The 20,487-nt window shown below is 39.8% G+C and carries 15 protein-coding genes; 11 read left to right on the top strand and 4 right to left on the bottom strand.

What is annotated here, in order from left to right:
* Positions 1-32 precede the first annotated feature (32 nt).
* A complete protein-coding gene (gene pepA / locus A6B41_RS07735; protein ID WP_027074213.1) occupies positions 33-1,529 on the bottom strand; it encodes a leucyl aminopeptidase in 1,497 nt (498 codons plus the stop codon).
* Positions 1,530-1,763: 234 nt separating this feature from the next.
* Here pepA and A6B41_RS07730 point away from each other — a divergent pair, with 234 nt between their 5' ends.
* The 4 genes from A6B41_RS07730 (at position 1,764) to dnaE (ending at position 8,531) form a co-directional block, all read left to right on the top strand.
* Positions 1,764-2,573, top strand: a complete 810-nt coding sequence (locus A6B41_RS07730; protein WP_027074214.1) for a hypothetical protein — start codon at positions 1,764-1,766, stop codon at positions 2,571-2,573.
* Positions 2,574-2,766: 193 nt separating this feature from the next.
* Positions 2,767-3,876, top strand: a complete 1,110-nt coding sequence (gene lptF / locus A6B41_RS07725; RefSeq protein WP_027074215.1) for an LPS export ABC transporter permease LptF — start codon at positions 2,767-2,769, stop codon at positions 3,874-3,876.
* Positions 3,876-4,973: an LPS export ABC transporter permease LptG gene (gene lptG, locus A6B41_RS07720; protein ID WP_027074216.1), complete on the top strand. Its 1,098-nt coding sequence runs from the start codon at positions 3,876-3,878 to the stop codon at positions 4,971-4,973. Before lptF ends, lptG begins: the two co-directional genes overlap by 1 nt.
* A 78-nt stretch (positions 4,974-5,051) precedes the next feature.
* Complete coding sequence (gene dnaE, locus A6B41_RS07715; protein WP_027074217.1) at positions 5,052-8,531, top strand: DNA polymerase III subunit alpha; 3,480 nt, start codon at positions 5,052-5,054, stop codon at positions 8,529-8,531.
* Positions 8,532-8,580: 49 nt separating this feature from the next.
* Here dnaE and A6B41_RS07710 read toward each other — a convergent pair whose 3' ends face one another.
* The gene (locus A6B41_RS07710; protein WP_027074218.1) at positions 8,581-8,952 is read right to left on the bottom strand and encodes a cytochrome b562; all 372 of its coding nucleotides are present in this window, start codon (positions 8,950-8,952) and stop codon (positions 8,581-8,583) included.
* A 131-nt stretch (positions 8,953-9,083) separates the two neighbouring features.
* On the opposite strand from A6B41_RS07710, the gene trhP reads away from it, so the two are divergent.
* The 6 genes from trhP to A6B41_RS07680 all read left to right on the top strand — a co-directional run bounded on the left by trhP (position 9,084) and on the right by A6B41_RS07680 (position 14,625).
* The gene (gene trhP / locus A6B41_RS07705; RefSeq protein ID WP_027074219.1) at positions 9,084-10,463 is read left to right on the top strand and encodes a prephenate-dependent tRNA uridine(34) hydroxylase TrhP; all 1,380 of its coding nucleotides are present in this window, start codon (positions 9,084-9,086) and stop codon (positions 10,461-10,463) included.
* Positions 10,464-10,572: 109 nt separating this feature from the next.
* A complete protein-coding gene (waaA, locus tag A6B41_RS07700; protein ID WP_027074220.1) occupies positions 10,573-11,853 on the top strand; it encodes a lipid IV(A) 3-deoxy-D-manno-octulosonic acid transferase in 1,281 nt (426 codons plus the stop codon).
* 1 nt (position 11,854) lies between these two features.
* Positions 11,855-12,346: a pantetheine-phosphate adenylyltransferase gene (gene coaD / locus A6B41_RS07695; RefSeq protein ID WP_027074221.1), complete on the top strand. Its 492-nt coding sequence runs from the start codon at positions 11,855-11,857 to the stop codon at positions 12,344-12,346.
* A gap of 9 nt (positions 12,347-12,355) precedes the next feature.
* Positions 12,356-12,916, top strand: coding sequence for an oligoribonuclease (orn, locus tag A6B41_RS07690; protein WP_027074222.1), 561 nt, complete (start codon positions 12,356-12,358; stop codon positions 12,914-12,916).
* Entirely contained in the window at positions 12,909-13,400 is a 492-nt protein-coding gene (tsaE, locus tag A6B41_RS07685; RefSeq protein WP_027074223.1) for a tRNA (adenosine(37)-N6)-threonylcarbamoyltransferase complex ATPase subunit type 1 TsaE, read from the top strand. Before orn ends, tsaE begins: the two co-directional genes overlap by 8 nt.
* Before the next feature lie 19 nt (positions 13,401-13,419).
* Entirely contained in the window at positions 13,420-14,625 is a 1,206-nt protein-coding gene (locus A6B41_RS07680; protein ID WP_027074224.1) for an N-acetylmuramoyl-L-alanine amidase, read from the top strand.
* 46 nt (positions 14,626-14,671) lie between these two features.
* Here A6B41_RS07680 and A6B41_RS07675 read toward each other — a convergent pair whose 3' ends face one another.
* Positions 14,672-15,895: a DUF711 family protein gene (locus A6B41_RS07675; protein ID WP_027074225.1), complete on the bottom strand. Its 1,224-nt coding sequence runs from the start codon at positions 15,893-15,895 to the stop codon at positions 14,672-14,674.
* A 474-nt stretch (positions 15,896-16,369) separates the two neighbouring features.
* On the opposite strand from A6B41_RS07675, the gene A6B41_RS07670 reads away from it, so the two are divergent.
* On the top strand, positions 16,370-17,800 hold the full coding sequence (locus A6B41_RS07670) for an SPFH domain-containing protein (protein WP_027074226.1): 1,431 nt from the start codon (positions 16,370-16,372) through the stop codon (positions 17,798-17,800).
* Positions 17,801-17,871: 71 nt separating this feature from the next.
* Here A6B41_RS07670 and adhE read toward each other — a convergent pair whose 3' ends face one another.
* Positions 17,872-20,478, bottom strand: a complete 2,607-nt coding sequence (adhE, locus tag A6B41_RS07665; RefSeq protein WP_032847387.1) for a bifunctional acetaldehyde-CoA/alcohol dehydrogenase — start codon at positions 20,476-20,478, stop codon at positions 17,872-17,874.
* Between the last annotated feature and the right edge of the window lie 9 nt (positions 20,479-20,487).

The following is a 20,487-nucleotide window of genomic DNA, read 5'->3' as shown; positions in this document are numbered from 1 at the left end:
AAAATTTGCAAATTTTAACCGCTTATTATCAGTTAAGCTTGAGCTTTATTGATTAAGAACTGAGTCAATAAAGAAACCGGGCGACCTGTTGCCCCTTTGGCTGCACCTGATTTCCAAGCAGTACCTGCGATATCAAGATGTGCCCAGGTATATTTTTTGGTGAAGTTAGATAAGAATTGTCCTGCGGTAATCGCCCCACCTAAACGCCCGCCGATGTTGGCTAAATCAGCAAAGTTCGATTTAAGCTGCTCTTGGTATTCCTCGCCAAGAGGCAAACGCCATGCTTTGTCATCAGATTGATCTGCTGCATGTAATAATTCATTTGCCAAGCTATTAGAGGTACTCATCAAACCGCTGTTATGATTACCAAGAGCAATCATACAAGCGCCTGTTAAAGTGGCAATATCAATAACTAATTCCGGCTCAAAACGCTCAACATAGGTAAGAGTATCGCATAGTACCAAACGTCCTTCTGCATCGGTATTTAACACTTCAACTGTTAAGCCGGACATCGTAGTAAGAATATCGCCCGGGCGGTAAGCTTTACCATCTACTGCATTTTCACAACCGGCTAAAAGTCCAATGACATTAAGCGGTAATTTCATTTCAGCAACCGCTTTCATTGTGCCGTAAACACTTGCTGCACCGCACATATCATATTTCATTTCGTCCATTGCTTCAGCCGGCTTGATAGATAAACCACCTGAGTCGAAAGTTAAGCCTTTTCCAACCAGCACTATCGGCTTATCTTGAGGATTTGGGCTACCTTTATATTCAATGACTGCCAAGAATGCCTCATTTTCCGAAGCTCGAGAAACCGCTAAATAGGCGTTCATTCCCAATGTCGCCATTTCTGCTTCATTAATAATAGTTGTTGATATAGCTTCATATTCCTCCGCTAAGCCTTGAGCTAATTGGGATAAATATTTTGGATTGCAAACATTAGGTGGACAATTTGCTACATTTTTAGCACTTGTGATGCCTAATGCAACAGCTTTGCCGTGTTCTAATGCTCGTTCTGCATCGGCTAAATCTTTGCGATGGGCAACATTAAAAATTACGCGGCGTAACTCACGGCGCACTTCCGGCTTGATGCTTTTGAAATCGTTATAGGCATATTGGTTTTCTTGAATAGCCTCAACGGCAAATCGCACATTCCAATAAGGCGTTCTGGCTTTAACATGTAATTCTGTTAAAAAACAGACCATTTCCATTGAGCCGGTTTCATTAATTGCTTGAACGGTTTTTTGGATAATTTGTTTATATTGACGTTCGGTTAATTCTCGTTCTTTACCGCAGCCGACTAATAACACTCTATCAGCGGGTACATTCGGCACATTGTGTAATAAGAGAGTTTGGCCTGCCTTGCCTTCTAAATCACCTCGTCTGAGTAAGGCGCTGATATAGCCTTGACTTAATTTGTCAAGTTGTTCTGCAGAGGAAGACAAGCGTCTTGGTTCATAGACTCCAACGACCAAGCATGCTGTTCGTTGTTTTTCTACACTGCCGTTTTTTACACTAAATTCCATTATTATCTCCTTTTAAGTGAGCTAAAATTGCGGTTAACTTAACGATTAATGAGTTAAATTACAAGTAGTTATAGCGGAAAATATACCCTTAAATATAAATTTTAAACAGATTATTGTTTAAGGTTGAAATTTTGCTAAATTTTGTTGTCAAAAAAGGCGATTTGACTTGTTTGTAGGGCTGCTTACTTTATACTAGCAGGGGATTTTGATACCGAATGGAAGAGTGGAGAGAACATGAAACGGTTGTTTAGAAAGAGCCTGATTATCGGCATAGCCGGATTATTTATGCACACATTAGCTGTTGCAAATGAAGAGGCGAACATTACACGTTATGAGCAGGCAAAAGTACGTCTATCTTACGAAGGCAGTGTTGGAAATTTGCTTCAACAGTTATCTCAGCGTCTGAAAGTCGGTTTTATTGCCTATGATATTGATATTAATCGTAAAGTCGTCATCCAAAATGAGAATGAAACAGCGATTAAAATGATTCAAGAGCAGATTGAAAATCAGTTATCTGATGCGGATATTCGTTTTGAAAAAATTGGTAGTCGTCTTTTTATTGTTATCTCTGCCAAAGGTGGAGAGCCTTTAATAAAGGCTCCAACGCAAGGAGAGCAGTTTGTGGGCGATATTGTGTTTGAAAGCTCAGAGGAGAAAACAGAGATTGCTTCAAATGCCCCAGCTAATAATGCGAGCTCAAACCGATTACAAGAAATTTTTAATATTGCGACAGATAAAGCATCTTTAGCGGCAGTTAAAAATAAAAAAGCACCTCAATATAAAACGGTGAGCAAAGAGAATTTGGGGCTAAAAAATATTCGGGTAACGCCACTCGGTACATTTTTGATTTTTGAAAGCGATATTGAAGCAGCAAAATTTAAAGTAACAGGGCAGTTTGAAGAGATGGCACAAGGCGAAAATATTGTTGCAATTTTGCATCAAAACAGCAATCCGCCGGCTAAAATAGAAATAGAAAACGAGCAAGGCAAGAAATTAATTCTTGAAGTTCATGCTGTTCAATCTAAAACGCAGAAGAAAAAATGAAAACAGAGTGATAAAAGCGCACGGTTGAATCCGTGCGTTATTATTTTCAACGCGTGATTTTTTAGCGTAAAAAAGGTATCATTACCAGTTCATATAAGCATAGATTTAGTGGATTTTGCAAAATATTTGGAAAAAAAGACCGCTTGTATCTATTCGATTTTTAGGATTTTTAAACATAATAGAGATAAAAACCGTGATTTTAAGTCGATATTTAACCAAAGAGATATTTAAAAGCCAAGTAGCGATATTGTTTATCCTATTATTGATATTCTTCTGTCAACAATTAGTCAGAGTGTTAAGTTCTGCGGTCAGTGGTAAAGTACCGGCAGATTTAGTGGTTAGCCTATTAGGTTTAGGTATGCCGACTATGGCACAATTAATGCTGCCGTTATCGCTTTTTATTGCCTTACTATTAACGTTGGGGCGTTTTTATGCGGAAAGCGAAATTACGGTTATGCGCGCTTGCGGTATTGGACAAGGTTTATTGGTGAAAGCCGCGATGTTTTTGTCTATTTTTACCACCGCACTGGCGGTATATAACGTTTTTTGGCTTACTCCATGGGCAATTAATAAGCAAAGTGAAATCTTAGCAGAGGCAAAAGCAAACCCTCGCTTTGCAGCTCTTTCTGCCGGACAATTTATGTCTGCCGGTGGCTATGTTTTATTTATTGATAATATTAAAAATAATAACTTAAACGATATTTATGTTTTCCAACCTGAACAACAGAAAAAAAACAAGCCATCGGTTGTAGTTGCTGAAACAGGGACGTTACAAGGTTTACCTAACGGAGATCAAGTGCTGACCCTTTCAGAGAGTAAACGCTTTGAAGGGACGCCTCAAAGTGCGGATTTCCGTATTTCACATTTTGAGCATTATTCTGCTTATTTAGGCTATCAAGATGTTAATTCTGATGAAAAATTAGTTCAGCGTGCCAGTTTTACCCAATTAATGGAAAGTAAAACCCCTGAGGCAAAAGCAGAATTGCATTGGCGTTTAGCCTTGATTTTTGCTGTACCGCTGATGGCATTATTAGCCGTGCCGATGAGTAGTGTTAACCCTCGCCAAGGGCGTTTTGCTAAATTATTACCGGCACTATTGCTTTATTTAATCTATTTCTTACTACAAAGCTCGTTGAAATCTTCCGGTGCTTTAGGCAAAGTGAATCCTGAGATTTTAATGCCGGCAGTATCAATTGCATTTTTGCTGTTAGGCATTTTGCTCAATGTTTGGGATAGTAAATTTATGTCGAAATTACGTTATCGTTTTAGTGCTAAATCTTTTACCAATAAGGCGGTCGCATAATGAAACTTTTCTCAATGAATATTTTAGAACGCTATATCGGCAAAACGATTTTATCTGCTATTTTCTTAACCCTATTTATGCTTGTGGGGCTTGGTGCGATCATTAAATTTGTAGAAGAATTTCGTGATGTCGGGCGTGGTTCTTATGATGGTTTAAAAGCAGCCTATTACACTTTTTTGACCATCCCCCGAGATATCGAAACCTTTTTCCCGATTGCTGCTTTATTAGGTTCATTACTTGGCTTAGGTAATCTTGCCAGCCGTAGTGAATTGGTTGTTATGCAGGCTTCCGGTTTTTCCCGTTTTCGCATTGGTTTAGCGGTAATGAAAACCGCGTTACCCCTTGTGATTTTTACCATGATTATCGGTGAGTGGGGCGTGCCGCAAACAGAGCAATTTGCTCGTAATATGCGTTCTGTGGCACAAAGTGGCGGTTCAATGATCGCAACTAAAGACGGTTTTTGGGCGAAAGACGATAATTCTTTTATCTATATCAAACGTATCAATAATGAGAAAAGTCTGAGCAATATTCTTATTTACGAATTTGGTGAAGGTGAGCAAAAACGTGAGTTACAATCAGTGCTAAAAGCAGGATCGGCAAAATATGACGATGGCAAAGGTTGGATGCTTTCAAAAGTGGAAAAGTCGCAAGTAGGTGATAATCAAATTGAGCAGGCAAAACAGCCGGATCAAATTTGGCAAACCAGCCTTACACCAAGTAAGTTAGGTATTGTTTCACTTAAACCGGAATCGCTTTCTATCTCGGGATTAGCGGATTATGTTGGTTTCTTAAAAGATACCGGACAAGATTCAAAGCGTTTTGAAATTACCTTCTGGCGTAAGATTTTCCAGCCGATCTCAATGGCGGTGATGATGTTGCTTGCGATCTCCTTTATCTTCGGACCGCTTCGTAGTAGCACGATGGGAGCGAAGATAGTGATCGGTATCGTCGCCGGTTTTATGTTCTACGTTGCCAATATTGTGTTTGGCAACTTAAGTTTAATTGCCACTTGGCTACCCGTGCCGATTGGTGCCCTGATTCCAAGTTTGCTTTGCTTAATTGTCGTTTGGTGGCTGTTAAGCAAAAAACGTGATTAATATCTTTTAACAAGCGGTAATTTTTGCAAAATTTTTTGCAAAAACGACCGCTTGTATATTCTTTAAATTCTAATGCTTATGTCTGATTGTCGTTTCGTTCATTTAAAGGTTCACAGTGATTTCTCAATGATTAACGGTTTAGCCAAAGTGAAACCCTTAGTCAAAGCGGCGGTTGCCAATAATATGGTGGCGATGGGCTTAACCGATTTTACCAACTTTTGTGGCTTGGTTAAGTTCTATGGAGAAGCTTTAGGAGCTGGGATTAAGCCTATTATCGGGGCGGATATTTATGTACGTACTGAAGCGGGTAGCGAAGAATATTTTGAACTCACTTTACTTGCTAAAAATAATAAAGGCTATCACCATATTACCCAAATTCTTTCTCGTGCTTACCAAAGCGGTTATGTAGAATTTCCATTAGTAGAACGTGAGTGGCTTGCTGAACTAAATGAGGGCATTATTGTTCTGTCCGGCGGTCGAATGGGCGATGTGGGCAAGGCATTATTAAAAGAAAATCTGCATGAAGCGGCAGAAAAGCTGGCCTTTTATCAGCACTATTTTCCTAATCATTTCTATCTCTCTCTTTGTCGCACAGGGCGTACTGATGAAGAACGCTACATTAAACAAGCGGTCGAATTTGCACAAAAAAATGCAATTCCTCTGGTTGCGGTTAATGATGTCGTTTTTTTAAAAGAAGATGATTTCGACGCTCATGAAATCCGTGTAGCCATTCATGATAGCTTTACTTTAGATGATCCCAAACGCCCGAAAAAATATTCTTCAAAACAATATTTTCGTAGCGAAGAAGAGATGTGTCATTTGTTTGCCGATCTACCTAGTGCATTAGCAAATACGGTCGAAATTGCTAAACGTTGCTCGGTAACCGTTCGTTTAGGCGAATATTTTCTGCCTAATTTCCCAACGGGCGATCTTTCTACCGAAGATTTTTTAGTCAAAAAATCGCAAGAAGGCTTGGAAGAACGTTTGGAATTTCTATTTCCTGATCCTGAAATCCGTAAAGAAAAACGCCCTGTTTATGATGAACGTTTGCAGGTTGAGTTAGATGTAATCAATCAGATGGGCTTTCCGGGTTACTTTTTGATCGTGATGGAATTTATTCAATGGTCTAAAGATAATGATATTCCGGTTGGCCCGGGGCGTGGTTCGGGAGCGGGCTCGTTAGTGGCTTATGCACTAAAAATTACTGATTTGGATCCATTGGAATTTGACTTGCTTTTTGAGCGTTTCCTGAATCCGGAGCGTGTTTCTATGCCCGATTTTGATGTCGATTTCTGTATGGATGGGCGAGATCGTGTAATTGAGCATGTGGCAGAAACTTATGGTCGTCAAGCCGTATCACAAATTATCACATTCGGAACGATGGCGGCAAAAGCCGTTATTCGCGATGTGGGGCGTGTGCTTGGGCATCCGTATAGCTTTGTGGACAGAATTTCTAAACTGATTCCGCCTGATCCGGGTATGACTTTAGAAAAAGCCTTCGCTGCAGAACCTAAATTGCCAGAGCTTTATGAAGCTGATGAAGAAGTTAAAGATCTGATTGATATGGCCCGTAAGCTTGAAGGAGTAACCCGTAATGCCGGTAAACACGCCGGTGGTGTGGTGATTGCACCGACTGCGATTACTGATTTCTCGCCGCTTTATTGCGACTCTGAGGGGCTTCATCCTGTTACCCATTTTGATAAAAATGATGTGGAATATGCAGGGCTGGTAAAATTTGACTTCTTGGGCTTGCGTACCTTAACCATTATTAAATGGGCATTAGAGATGGTTAATGCTCGTTTGGAAAGGGAAGGTAAACAGCCTGTTCGGATTGAAAGTATTCCGCTTGATGATAAGAAATCTTTTGACCTTTTATTAGCTGCGAAAACAACGGCGGTATTCCAGCTTGAAAGTCGTGGGATGAAAGATCTGATTTCACGCCTTAAACCAGACTGTTTTGAAGATATTATCGCGTTGGTGGCATTATTCCGTCCCGGTCCGCTTGAATCTGGCATGGTGCAGAACTTTATTGACCGTAAACACGGTAAAGAAGAGGTGTCTTACCCTGATCCGCAATACCAGCACGAGTGCTTAAAGCCTATTTTGGAGCCAACTTATGGGGTTATTGTTTATCAAGAGCAGGTGATGCAAATTGCCCAAGAGCTTGCTGGCTATACATTGGGCGGAGCGGATTTACTTCGCCGTGCAATGGGTAAGAAAAAACCGGAAGAGATGGCTGCTCAACGTGAAGTCTTTGAAAAAGGGGCAGAGTCTAAAGGAATTGACGGTAAATTAGCCGGTCAGATTTTTGACTTGGTAGAAAAGTTTGCCGGCTATGGGTTTAATAAATCGCACTCGGCAGCCTATGCACTGGTCTCTTATCAAACTCTTTGGCTCAAAGCTCATTATCCTGCGGAATTTATGGCCGCGGTAATGACCTCCGAGATGGATAATACCGATAAGATCGTCGGATTTTATGATGAGTGTATTAATATGGGGCTAACGGTTGTGCCACCGGATGTAAATAGCGGTAAGCATCGTTTTAGCGTCAATGAAAAAGGTGAGATTGTTTACGGTTTAGGCGCAATTAAAGGTGTAGGTGAGGGGCCGATTGAAGCGATTTTAGACGCTCGACATCAAGGGGGGCGTTTTACCGATCTGTTTGATTTAACTGCTCGCGTGGATCTGAAAAAGATTAACCGCCGTACCTTTGAGAGCCTAATTATGTCGGGTGCTTTTGATAAATTAGGCCCACATCGTGCAGCCTTAATGAAAAACTTAGAAGATGCACTAAAAGCCTCCGATCAGCATAGTAAAATGGAAGAGTTAGGGCAGAGCGATATGTTCGGTGTACTAACCGAAACCCCTGAAGAGGTACAAAATGCTTATGCCAATACGCCGAAATGGTCGGAGCAAAAGGTCTTAGAGGGGGAGCGTGCGACCTTAGGGCTTTATTTGAGCGGGCATCCGATTGGTCGGTTCTTAAAAGAACTTTCGCATTATTCACCAAATCGATTAAATGAGTTACAGCCAACTTTCCGCGGGCAGATGGCAACGGTGTCGGGTATGGTGATGGCATCAAGAGTGGCTGTCACCAAGCGGGGAAGCCGTATTGGTATCGCGACTATTGAAGATCGTTCGGGTAAGTTGGATATTACCCTTTTCTCCGAAGCTTTAGAGAATTTTGGTCATTTAATGCAGCAAGATCAGATTATTGTTGCTACCGGCTCAATTCAGTTTGATGACTTTAGCGGTGGGCTGAAAATGTCGGCAAGGGAAGTGTTATCGCTTGATGAAGCTCGAGCCAGATTTGCGAAGAGTTTGGCGTTAGCGATTAATCAGGAACAATTATCTGCAGATTTTATTAAAAAATTGACCGCTATCATCAGCCCATATAAAGAGGGAACACTACCGTTACATTTCTATTACCAAAGCCCAGAGGGCAGAGTATTGCTTAAAGGCGGGGTTGAATGGCGGATAAACCCGAATGAGGTAATGTTTAATGAGCTAAAAGAATTACTCGGAGAAAGTGCGGTTGAATTAGAATTTGAATGGTAGAGTTAAAAATAATAAAGGTGAGCTTTTGCCCACCTTTATTCTTATATGCTTATTTGTACTTTTTGTGATATTCACGTTTGATAATTTCAAGATCTGAAATCATCATTTTCGCTTCTTGTAACTCACCAGCTTGGACTTTTTCATCAGCTTTTTTCACCACATCAATCAGTTTTTGCATACCGGCTTGATAATCGTCTTGAGCTGCTTTATCACCTTCTACGCTATTTGGAAAGATAGCCTTAGTTTTCTCTGTGATTTGAATGAAATCCTGAGCGGTTTGTGTAAATTCTTCGATAGAATTAGCTCGCATTAATTTATTTGCATTCATATTCATTTGCATCATTTCCATTTTAATGCTTTGAGCGTGGCTTAATGTTGAAAATGCAAATAAAGTTGTTGCTAAAAAGAGTTTAAGTTTCATAGTCTTCCCCACATAAAAAAACAAATTCTAATCTATTAACTTGCCAATATGCAATATTTCTTAGAAAATACACCGCTTACGCTTTTCACTTTTGAAAAGCCCTGACTTGTTATCAGAAAAGAGAATTACCTATGACATTAAAATACGCCAAACCTGAGCTACTTTCGCCTGCAGGTTCTTTAAAAAATATGCGTTATGCCTTTGCTTACGGGGCAGATGCGATTTACGCCGGTCAGCCACGCTATAGCTTGCGTGTGCGTAATAATGAATTTAACCACGCTAATTTAAAAATTGCGATTGATGAAGCCCACGCTTTAGGCAAGAAATTTTATGTGGTAGTAAATATCGCACCACATAACTCAAAACTAAAAACCTTTATTAAAGACTTAAAAGTTGTAGTGGATATGAAGCCAGATGCCCTGATTATGTCAGATCCGGGCTTGATTATGCTTGTGCGTGAAAATTTTCCGGAAATGGATATTCATCTTTCGGTGCAAGCGAATGCAGTAAACTGGGCAACAGTGAAATTCTGGCATCAAATGGGTTTAACCCGAGTAATCTTATCTCGTGAATTATCTCTTGAAGAAATTGAAGAAATCCGCGAACAAGTGCCGGATATGGAACTTGAGATCTTCGTCCACGGTGCATTATGTATGGCGTATTCAGGTCGTTGCTTGCTTTCAGGCTATATCAATAAACGTGACCCAAACCAAGGAACTTGTACTAATGCTTGTCGTTGGGAATACAAAATGGAAGAGGGTAAAGTAGATGAAGTCGGTCAAATCGTACCAAAATACGAGCCTGAAATTGAAGTGAAAAATGTGGCTCCGACTTTAGGTAATGGTGAGTCAACCGATAAAGTTTTCCTTTATACGGAATCACAACGTCCAGACGAGCAAATGACCGCCTTTGAAGATGAACACGGCACCTATTTTATGAACTCAAAAGATTTGCGTGCAGTACAACATGTTGAGCGTTTAACGCAAATGGGGGTGCATTCACTTAAAATTGAAGGACGTACTAAATCGTTTTATTACTGTGCAAGAACCGCACAGGTTTATCGTAAAGCGATTGATGATGCTGCAGCCGGAAAACCGTTTGATGAAAGTTTAATGGATACCCTTGAAAGCCTTGCACATCGTGGCTATACAGAAGGTTTCTTACGTCGTCATACACATGATGAATATCAAAATTACGAATACGGTTATTCTATTTCAGAGCGTCAGCAATTTGTTGGTGAATTTACCGGCAAACGCAATGAGCAAGGAATGGCTGAAGTGGCGGTAAAAAATAAATTTCTAGTGGGCGATTCCGTAGAAATGATGACGCCAAAGGGCAATATTGTGTTTAAAATTGAGCGTATGTTAAATCGTAAGCATGAAAATGTAGAGGCAGCTCTCGGTGACGGGCATTTTGTCTTTTTAGATGTACCGTCAGATATTGATCTGGATTTTGCTTTACTAATGCGTAATTTGGTCAATACTAATACACGTAATCCGCACCAAGCCTAATTTTTGAATAAAATAGGATTAAACCACGAAATAGAGCCTATTTCGTGGTTTTATTTTATGTATAATAGTAAGTTGTTTGCAAAAAATGACCGCTTGTAAAGGAAAGTCCATGCTGCGTCTATTATATATTTGTTTAAGTTATTTCTTACAGCCTCTTGTTCTGTTTTTAATGTGGTATAAAGGTCGTAAGCAACCTGCTTATAGAAAGCGTTTATGGGAGCGTTACGGTATCTATGATGAGTTGGAAAAGCCGAAAGCAAAAGGTGTGGTTATTCATGCTGCATCTGTTGGGGAAGTGATTGCAGCAACACCTTTGATTAAAGCAATTAGCAAAAAATATCCTGATCTTCCTTTAATTATTACAACTGTTACGCCAACCGGATCTGATCGCGTGCATGCGGTATTTGGGGAATCAGTATCACACTTTTATTTGCCTTATGATCTGCCGGATGCTATTGAGCGTTTTTTAAATTTTGTTGATCCAAAACTGATTATTGTCATCGAGACTGAATTGTGGCCTAACTTAATCCGCAAAGTGAACTTACGTAAAATTCCGTTTGTGATTGCCAATGCTCGATTATCGCCTCGTTCTGCAAAACGTTATGGTTGGGTTAAACAGAATATTAAAGTGATATTGAATCAAATTTCATTGATTATGGCTCAAGATGAAGTAAGTTCAGAGCGATATCTTAATTTAGGCTATGATGCTAAAAAGTTGGTGAATACCGGAAACTTAAAATTTGATTTAGAAATTACGCCGGCACTTTATGATGAAGTGCAGGAAACAAAGAGAAAACTAAATTTAGTTAATCGACCTGTTTGGATTGTGGGTAGTACGCATGAAGGCGAAGAAAAGCTAATTTTAGATGCGCATAAGATATTATTAGAATCTTACCCTGATTTAGTGCTGATTTTAGTTCCTCGCCATCCGGAGCGTTTCAATTTAGTTGAAATGCTCATTGAAAAATCAGAGCTAAATTATATCAAACGTTCTGCGAATAAAGCCTTAGATAAAAATACGCAAGTTTTATTAGGTGATACTATGGGTGAGATGATGTTGTTATACGGCTTATCAGATATTGCCTTTGTTGGCGGTAGCTTGGTTAAACACGGTGGACATAATCCACTTGAGCCGATAGCCTTCAAAATTCCGGTCATATCCGGTTTATTTACCCACAATTTTCCGGAAGTGTTTGAGAAGTTACGCCAAGTAAGAGGAGTAATTGAAATTGAAAGCTCTGTAGAAGCAGTAACTGAAAGCATTAAATTATTAAGAGAAAACCCTCAAATTGGGCAAGAGATTGCAAAATCAGGTTTTAGTGTGTTGATGGAAAATCAAGGGGCATTAAAACGTCATATTGATCTACTTACCCCTTATTTAGAGAAATAAAATGAGTTACAAAGTTATTTATGCTGGTACCTTTGATCCGATCACCAATGGGCATTTAGATGTGATTAGAAAAGCATCGCTACTCTTTAGCGAAGTAATAGTAGCGGTAGCTGAAAATTCAAGCAAACAGCCGCTTTTCAGCTTAGATGAGCGTGTTAAATTAGTAAAGGAAAGCTGTATAGAATTAGGGAATATTGAAGTGATTGGCTTTAGTGGTTTGCTTGCTGATTTTGCTAAATCACATAATGCTAAGGCGTTGATTCGTGGTATTCGAGGGGCTGATGATATTGACTATGAAATTCAACTGGCTCAGCTAAATCAAAAATTATCGGGTAGTTTAGAAACGATTTTTTTCCCTCCTTCGGTGGAATGGCGCTATCTCTCTTCTACAATGGTCAGAGAAATTTATCGACATCATGGTGATATTAGCCAATTCGTGCCGCAAGCGGTCAAAAATGCCCTAAATCTTACAAATAAGAAATTGCAAAATTAAGGTAAGAAAATGAACCAAGATAAACAGAATTTAATTTGGATGGACCTTGAAATGACAGGCTTAGATCCGGAAAAAGAACGTATTATTGAGATCGCTACCATTGTTACTGACAAAGATCTGAATATTTTAGCTGAAGGACCGGTTATCGCAGTACATCAATCCGACGAATTATTAGCAAAAATGAGCGAATGGTGTGTTAAAACTCATACAGCAAATGGCTTAATTGAACGGGTGAGAGCGAGTAAATTAACTGAACGTGCGGCAGAATTACGCACACTTGATTTTTTAAAACGTTGGGTACCGAAGGGAGTTTCCCCGATTTGTGGCAATAGCATTGCGCAGGATAAACGTTTTCTTTATAAATATATGCCGGATTTAGCAGATTATTTTCACTATCGCCATTTAGATGTTAGCACTTTAAAAGAGCTGGCAAGCCGTTGGAAGCCGGAATTATTGGAAAAATTTTCTAAAGGCAATACACATCTGGCATTAGATGATATTCGCGAATCGATTAATGAATTAAAATTTTATCGGGAACATTTTATTAATTTAGATGAAAATAATGGATAATTCACTTTCTTTTTACTGTGAAAATGAAACTAAATTACTTGAATTTGGTCAATCATTCGCAGCAAAACTTAAAAGCTATTTGTTGCAAGAACCGTCACACTCATTGGTGATTTATTTAAATGGTGAACTAGGAGCAGGCAAGACCACCTTAACACGTAGTATTGTTCGAGCATTGGGACACCAAGGTAATGTGAAAAGCCCGACTTATACGTTAGTTGAGGAATATCAATTGAATCCGATAAGTGTATATCACTTTGACCTATACCGTTTATCCGATCCGGAAGAGCTGGAGTTCATGGGAATTCGAGATTATTTTAAACCCCAAACACTCTGCCTGCTGGAATGGGCAAGCAAAGGTGAAGGCATGATTCCATATGCCGATTTTGTGATCCAAATTGATTATTTGAGTGATGGGCGACAGCTTACTTTGGTAGCTCAAAACCAAATAGCAGCAGACATTTTTGTAAATTTTAATCAGAATTAGACCGCTTGTAGGGAAGGGAATGAATAAGGTTATCAAATATATTGTTTTTAGTGCATTAAGTGTATTCAGTTTTTCTACTTTCGCAAAAACGATAGTAGCAATTGATGCCGGACATGGTGGCAAAGACCCCGGTGCAATCGGCAAAAATTTGGGGCTGAAAGAAAAAAACGTCACACTTGCGATCTCAAAAGAACTAAAAGCCTTATTAGATGCCGATCCTAACTTTAAAGCAGTTATGACACGCAGCGGAGACTATTTTATCCAATTGCCTGAGCGAACTGAAATTGCCCGTAAACACAAAGCGGATTTACTGATTTCTATCCATGCGGACTCATCTCCAAAATCAGATTCTATTAAAGGGGCTTCGGTTTGGGTGCTTTCTAACAGCCGAGCCAGTGATGAAATGGGGAAATGGCTTGAAGACCATGAAAAGCAATCTGAATTATTGGGAGGGGCTGGCTCAGTGCTCTCTAGCAATAACGAGCGTTATTTAAACCAAACCGTACTTGATTTGCAATTTTCTCATTCACAACGTTCCGGTTATGAATTAGGTAAAAGTATTTTAGCGAAAATGGGAAATATAGCATCACTTGCAAAATCTTTCCCACAGCATGCCAGCCTTAGTGTACTTCGTTCACCGGATATTACCTCGGTATTAGTGGAAACCGGCTTTTTATCTAATGCTACAGAAGAAGCAAAATTGGCAAGCCCCAATTATCGTCGTCAAATTGCACAAGCCATTTATAAAGGTTTAATTACCTATCGTGCTCAAAATTCGGTTTCAGTTTCCGGCTCAACAAGCAATAAAAAAGCGGTAAAAGAAGAAAAAATAGAGCCAAAATCTAAGGCAGATTCTACAAAAGAATCAAACAAAAGAGAGAATAAAGAAACTAAGAAAGACAGTAAAAACAACAAGGAAGATAATAAAAAAGAGCAATCAAAAGCTGATACTAAAGAAAAACAGACCGATAAGCAAAAAGCTAATAAAAAGGAAGATGTAAAAGAAAAATCGTCCAATAAAGAAAAAGAGAAGAAAACCTCAGAAGAAAGAACAACTTCTAAAAAGGAAATTAAAGTCTCTTCAAATGGCTATCACGTTGTGCAGAAGGACGAAACAGTTTACTCAATTGCCCGAGCTTACGGCACTACGCCACAAAAATTAAGTGAGCTGAATAATCTTAAAAATTATCAGATTACAGTGGGTAAAAAATTGAAGGTGAAATAAGAGATAAAGGCTGATGAATCAATTGATCATCAGCCTTTTTACTGGATTAAGGAACCGCTAGAATTCGGCAATTACATAAATCATCACTTTCGAATTCGGTTACATCACCTGCTACTTTATTTGGAATTGGGAATAAGCGAACGGTAAGTGGCTTGTTTAGTCTAAATGCCATTGTGCCGGTATCTCGCATTAGTGCTGCAATTTGCTCAATGGTTGCTTCACTCGAAATTGGCACAGTATCAAGCCCAATGCCACAGACGGCACTATAAGTCAGTAGTGCTCGGATATCGAATTGCTCTTTTTGTGTGCCTTCAGCCAGTCCTAAATCTTCTGTTACTGCAAGCATTAATCCGGAAAACCCGACAAGCGGTACATTTTTGACAGATTTAAACACTTTTGTCAGCAGGGCAGAGGCTTCAACTGTGCCAGCGGCGCCAAAGAAAGGGACACCCATTAATTCATAAACTTCTGTCATGGAAGCACAATTTTTAGATGGAGCGGCCGAGCTATCCATTCCGGCGAATTCAAATTTCAATGAATCTTTTACCGAATTTACGGCACTTAGAATTTCATCAACGTGATATTGTAAGGCTTGAGACATTGTTTCATAGCATTGGTGATAAAAATCATTATGCTGAGTTTGTTTTAGCTCTTTTAATACTGCAACCAGCAAGTCAGGTGTTTCCAAGCCAATCACAAAGCTATTTGGTAGCTGGCTTGAATGATAGCTTGCCGGAAAATAAGGAATGAATGGCTTGCAGTTAAAGTTAACGGTAAAGTTAAAGTTCCCTTCTCCTCTAGGGGTAATTTCAGCAATCTGTTTTATAATTTGAGCAGAGTGCAAAATCTTTTCATTATCTAAAATACCAAATTCATCTAAATCAACATTCACGCAAGCATTAGATAAATCACCATAGTTTAAGATGAGTTCCGGCAATAATGCAAGCTCTTCAGCCGTTTTAGCTTCACCAATAGCAAATCGGATGCGTAAACCACTATCGCTTAGCTGGCTTAATAACTGTTTTAGATAAGCTAAATCTTGTTTAGCCGTTTCAATACTGGTTAAATCTAAGTATTCGCCAAAGCCATTTGTTACAATCCGAATAGATTGCAAAATATACCCTTGTTTTTGGATTGCAGGAACGAGAATATCAAATTCGGCTTTAGCCGATTTCAATGCATCTTGCCATTGTGATTTATCTTTCGTTAGGCTTAAAAATAATGTTATCGTTCGTACACGACAAAGGGATTTATTTTGGTAGGTTTGCATTAATTCACTCCTTATATTTATGTTATGGTTCTTATCTGAATTGATTTTTACAAAAAAACTCTAAAAATTAACCGCTTGTTAAAGCAAGTAATTCCATCTGCATAATACTATAAGTTCGTATATTTAGAGTAGAAGTTTATTTGTTGCTGAATTCTACAAACGATTATTTTCCCTCCTTGAAAGAGCTGTTTACAGCTTTACAGCATTGGCAAGCCAACATTTAAAAATATTGCTCTTTATGATTGCTTGGTTTAGCCAAACCGCCGGCAAGTAGGGGTGTTTTATCCTCTAGGGCTACCACCTCTACTACTCCAACCGCAAAAGCTCCGGTGCACTGAAGGCGGTGATCGAAGCTCTGCGTTGGAAAGGCGAACAAGCGGTCTAAATTCGACGGAAATTTGCAAAATTTTGCTAGAAAATCACCGCTTGTTGGCTTAAAGTGTGAATTGTTTTTTTATTTAAAAGGTGAATGTTATGGACTTTTACATATTGGTTGCAATTATTGGAATCGTTATAGTTATTGCTATATCGCTTTTTATTGCATTGCTATTCCGCCGGGTCGTAAAGACCAATGAAGTACACATCGTGCAATCGGGAGGTAAGACGATATCTTACGGTAAAGATACCGGCAATGGTAATGTTTATTATGCGTTTCCTTCTTGGTTGCCGCTGATTGGGGTCAGTACGATCGTGCTACCGGTCTCGGTGTTCTCGATTAAAATTGATAACTATGAAGCCTATGATTTAGAGCGTTTACCTTTTGTGGTGGATATTACCGCGTTTTTCCGTGTGGCAGATAGCAATTTAGCTGCGCAGCGTGTTTCGGATTTTCACGATATGAATATCCAACTGGTTGATATTATTCAAGGCTCGGTGCGTTCTATTTTATCTAGCCGTAATCTAAATGATATTTTGCAGGTGCGTTCTGAATTGGGTGATGATTTTACTGCTGCCGTCAAAGAACAGTTGAAAAATTGGGGGATTGAGCCGGTGAAAAACATTGAGCTGATGGATATTCGGGATAGCGGTGGTTCTAAAGTAATTTTCAATATTATGGAAATTAAAAAATCCTTTATTGAAAAAGAGAGCCGTGTTGAAGTGGCTCGTAACCAAAAAGAAGCACAGATTGCCGAAATTGAAGCGAAGAAAGAGGCGGATGTAAAACGTCAAGAAGCAGAAAAAGAAGTAGGCTTAAAAACCGTTGAAAATCAGCGTGAGGTGGCGGTTTCTAATGAGCAAGCTCAACAGTTGGTGAAACAGCAAGAAAAAATCACCAAAGAGCGTGAAATGGAGGTAAAACGGGTTGCGGAAGTAAAGCAAGCTGAAATTGCTAAAGATGTAGAAATTGTGAAAGCGGATCAAGATAAACGCACTCAAGAAATTAAAGCAGAAGCAAATCGAAATGCGTTAATTATTAATTCAGAAGCCGAGAAACAACACCAAATTTTGGTGGCTGAAGGGGAAAAACAAAAAGCATTTTTGGAGGCAGAAGCTTTATTGGAAACTAAAGATAAAGAGGCTCAAGGTATTGCTAAAATTGGTTCGGCTGAAGCTGAAGCTAAACAAAAATTGGAAATCTCTTTAGTATCGGGGCAGATTGAGCTGGCAAGAGAAATTGGTGGAAATGAGGGCTATCAACAATATCTGGTCAGTATTCGCCAAATTGAAGCGAATCAAGCTATTGGTATTGAGCAAGCCAAAGCACTTTCACATTCTGATATGAAATTTATCATTAATGATGCACGTGTAGATAAAGGGATTCAGCGGGTAGGTGAGCTTTTTAGTTCAACAGGCGGTACAAAAATTGCTGCAACCTTAGAGGGCTTAAATCAGTCTGAATTAGGCAAGGCATTAATTGAGAAGCTTTTAGGTCATTCTCAAGGTAAGCCGTCAGAAAAAGAGTAATAAATAAAGGTTGGTAAATTTTATGTTTACCAACCTTTTATTTTTTGGGCTTTTTAATAATTATTTAACGCTTATTTTCCATAAAACGCTTTGGTCATAATCGCTTCCATGTCTTCAATCATGGCCAAGCGTGGGTTTGCCGGGGTGCATTGGTCTTCAAATGCGTTTAAGGCAAGTTCACGGCGGGCTGCCAAGAACTCTTGTTCATCAACGCCTTGTTCACGTAAAGACATTTTTACACCGCAGCGCTCCGCTAAGTCATGCACTGCTTTTGCGTAAGATTCTACCCCTTGTTCTGGTGTGTCTGCCGGTAAGCCGAGCATGCGGGCAATGTCTTGGAAGCGGATATCTGCCACGTAGTTAGTATATTTTGGCCAAGTAGCAACTTTTGTTGGGCGGGTGCCGTTATAGCGGATAACATGTGGTAGTAAAATCGCGTTAGTACGCCCATGAATAGTATGGAATTTACCGCCGATTTTATGTGCCATTGAGTGACAAATTCCTAGGAATGCGTTGGCAAATGCCATACCTGCCATGGTTGAGGCGTTGTGCATTTTCTCACGAGCCACTTCGTCAAACTCTTTGACTGATTTCTCTAAGTTTTCAAATACTAACTTGATCGCTTGTAGAGCTAAACCGTCGGTATAGTCGTTGGCTAAAATTGAGGTGTAAGCCTCGGTTGCGTGGGTTAATACGTCTAAGCCGGTATCTGCTGCCACGTGGGATGGAACAGTCATCACCAGAGCAGGATCGACAATCGCAATGGTTGGGGTGAGCGAGTAGTCTGCTAATGGGTATTTGATATCGCCATCGGTAATTACCGCAAATGGTGTGACTTCAGAGCCTGTACCGGAAGTCGTTGGAATGCCGACAAATTTTGCTTTACGTCCCAATTGTGGGAATTTGAATGCACGTTTGCGAATATCCATGAATTTTTGCACTAAATCACGGAAATCGACTTCCGGTTGTTCATAGAATAACCACATGATTTTCGCCGCATCCATTGGTGAGCCACCGCCTAAGGCAATGATGGTATCCGGCTGGAAGCTACGCATTAATTCCGTGCCGCGTTTGACGGTGTCTAAACTTGGGTTTGGCTCAACGTCAGCAAAAAGTTGGTAAGTAATTGGATTACGGCGTTGGCGTAGTTGTTCGGTAATTCTATCTACAAAGCCTAAATCTACCATTGAACGGTCTGTTACGATCATCACTTTGTGGACATCGTGCATAGATTTTAAATATTGGATTGAATCACGCTCAAAGTAGATTTTTGATGGCACTTTAAACCATTGCATATTGTTTCTCCGTCTGCCCACACGTTTGATATTAAGTAAGTTCACTGCACTGACGTTGTTGCCTACGGAGTTTTTACCGTAAGAGCCACAACCTAAAGTGAGAGAAGGTAAGAAGGAGTTATATACATCACCAATGCCTCCAAAGGTAGATGGTGAGTTCCAAATCACACGAATGGCTTTAACACGTTCACCGAAGGTTTTAGCTAATTCTTTGTTTTCGGTATGAATTGCTGCACTATGACCTAAACCGTGAAAGTTCACCATTGCTTCGGATAATTCCAAGCCTTGTTCGGTAGAGTTAGATTTGAGTAGGGCAAGTACAGGAGAGAGTTTTTCACGTGTGAGAGGTTCGCCTTCACCTACAAAGGCACATTCTGCTAATAGAATATTGGTTTTTTCAGGCACTTTAAAGCCTGCTTGCTCGGCAATCCAGGCTGCAGGTTTACCCACAACTGCGGCATTTAATTTTGCCCCTGCACAGTTTTCATCTTTTGCTTTATCTACGCCGAAAATATATTTTTCAAGCAAGGCTTTCTCTTTTTTATTGACTAAATACACACCGTAAGATTGCATTTCTTTAATAAATTCGGCATAGATTTCTTTATCCACAATTGCCGCTTGCTCAGAAGCACAAATCATTCCATTATCGAATGATTTCGACATCACAATATCATAAACTGCTTGTTTTAGTTTTGCGGTTTTTTCCACATAAGCCGGTACATTACCTGCCCCTACGCCTAAAGCCGGTTTTCCACAAGAATAGGCGGCTTCAACCATGGCATTTCCTCCGGTTGCAAGAATAGTGGCAATGCCAGGATGTTTCATTAAAGCAGAGGTGCCTTCCATTGAGGGTTGAGCAAGCCATTGTACGCAGTTTTCCGGTGCGCCTGCTGCAACAGCTGCATCTCGTACAATTTGAGCTGCATGTGCTGAGCATTGCTGGGCAGATGGGTGGAAGGCAAATACGATAGGATTACGGGTTTTAAGAGCGATGAGGGCTTTGAAAATAGTTGTTGAGGTTGGGTTGGTGGTTGGCGTGATACCGCAGACAACACCGACCGGGTCGGCTATTTCGGTAATGCCTGTTACATCATCTTCATTAATGATACCGGCAGTTTTTAAATGTCGCATATTATTGACAACATATTCGCAGGCAAACAGGTTTTTAGTTGCTTTATCTTCGAATACACCGCGACCGGTTTCTTCATAAGCGTGCATTGCTAAAATACCATGTTTATCTAATGCGGCAACAGAAGCTTTAGCAACAATGAAATCGACTTGCTCTTGGTTGAGTTTTTTAAACTCTTCAAGTGCTTTTAAGCCTTTTTCAACAAGCGAATTAACTTCCGCTTGGGCATCGTATGGTTGAGTGTGTTTAGCCATAGTTTGGTT

This window comes from Mannheimia granulomatis (genome assembly GCF_013377255.1).
Classification (GTDB): Bacteria; Pseudomonadota; Gammaproteobacteria; order Enterobacterales; family Pasteurellaceae; genus Mannheimia; species Mannheimia granulomatis.
This window is presented reverse-complemented; position numbering and strand designations above follow the sequence as displayed.

Coding starts and splice junctions, on each gene's coding strand:
- dnaE (WP_027074217.1), top strand. CDS start 5,052: ATGTCTGATTGTCGTTTCGTTCATTTAAAGGTTCACAGTGATTTCTCA.
- lptG (WP_027074216.1), top strand. CDS start 3,876: ATGAAACTTTTCTCAATGAATATTTTAGAACGCTATATCGGCAAAACG.
- A6B41_RS07710 (WP_027074218.1), bottom strand. CDS start 8,952: ATGAAACTTAAACTCTTTTTAGCAACAACTTTATTTGCATTTTCAACA.
- A6B41_RS07675 (WP_027074225.1), bottom strand. CDS start 15,895: ATGCAAACCTACCAAAATAAATCCCTTTGTCGTGTACGAACGATAACA.
- waaA (WP_027074220.1), top strand. CDS start 10,573: ATGCTGCGTCTATTATATATTTGTTTAAGTTATTTCTTACAGCCTCTT.
- orn (WP_027074222.1), top strand. CDS start 12,356: ATGAACCAAGATAAACAGAATTTAATTTGGATGGACCTTGAAATGACA.
- adhE (WP_032847387.1), bottom strand. CDS start 20,478: ATGGCTAAACACACTCAACCATACGATGCCCAAGCGGAAGTTAATTCG.
- A6B41_RS07670 (WP_027074226.1), top strand. CDS start 16,370: ATGGACTTTTACATATTGGTTGCAATTATTGGAATCGTTATAGTTATT.
- A6B41_RS07680 (WP_027074224.1), top strand. CDS start 13,420: ATGAATAAGGTTATCAAATATATTGTTTTTAGTGCATTAAGTGTATTC.
- pepA (WP_027074213.1), bottom strand. CDS start 1,529: ATGGAATTTAGTGTAAAAAACGGCAGTGTAGAAAAACAACGAACAGCA.
- A6B41_RS07730 (WP_027074214.1), top strand. CDS start 1,764: ATGAAACGGTTGTTTAGAAAGAGCCTGATTATCGGCATAGCCGGATTA.
- coaD (WP_027074221.1), top strand. CDS start 11,855: ATGAGTTACAAAGTTATTTATGCTGGTACCTTTGATCCGATCACCAAT.
- trhP (WP_027074219.1), top strand. CDS start 9,084: ATGACATTAAAATACGCCAAACCTGAGCTACTTTCGCCTGCAGGTTCT.
- tsaE (WP_027074223.1), top strand. CDS start 12,909: ATGGATAATTCACTTTCTTTTTACTGTGAAAATGAAACTAAATTACTT.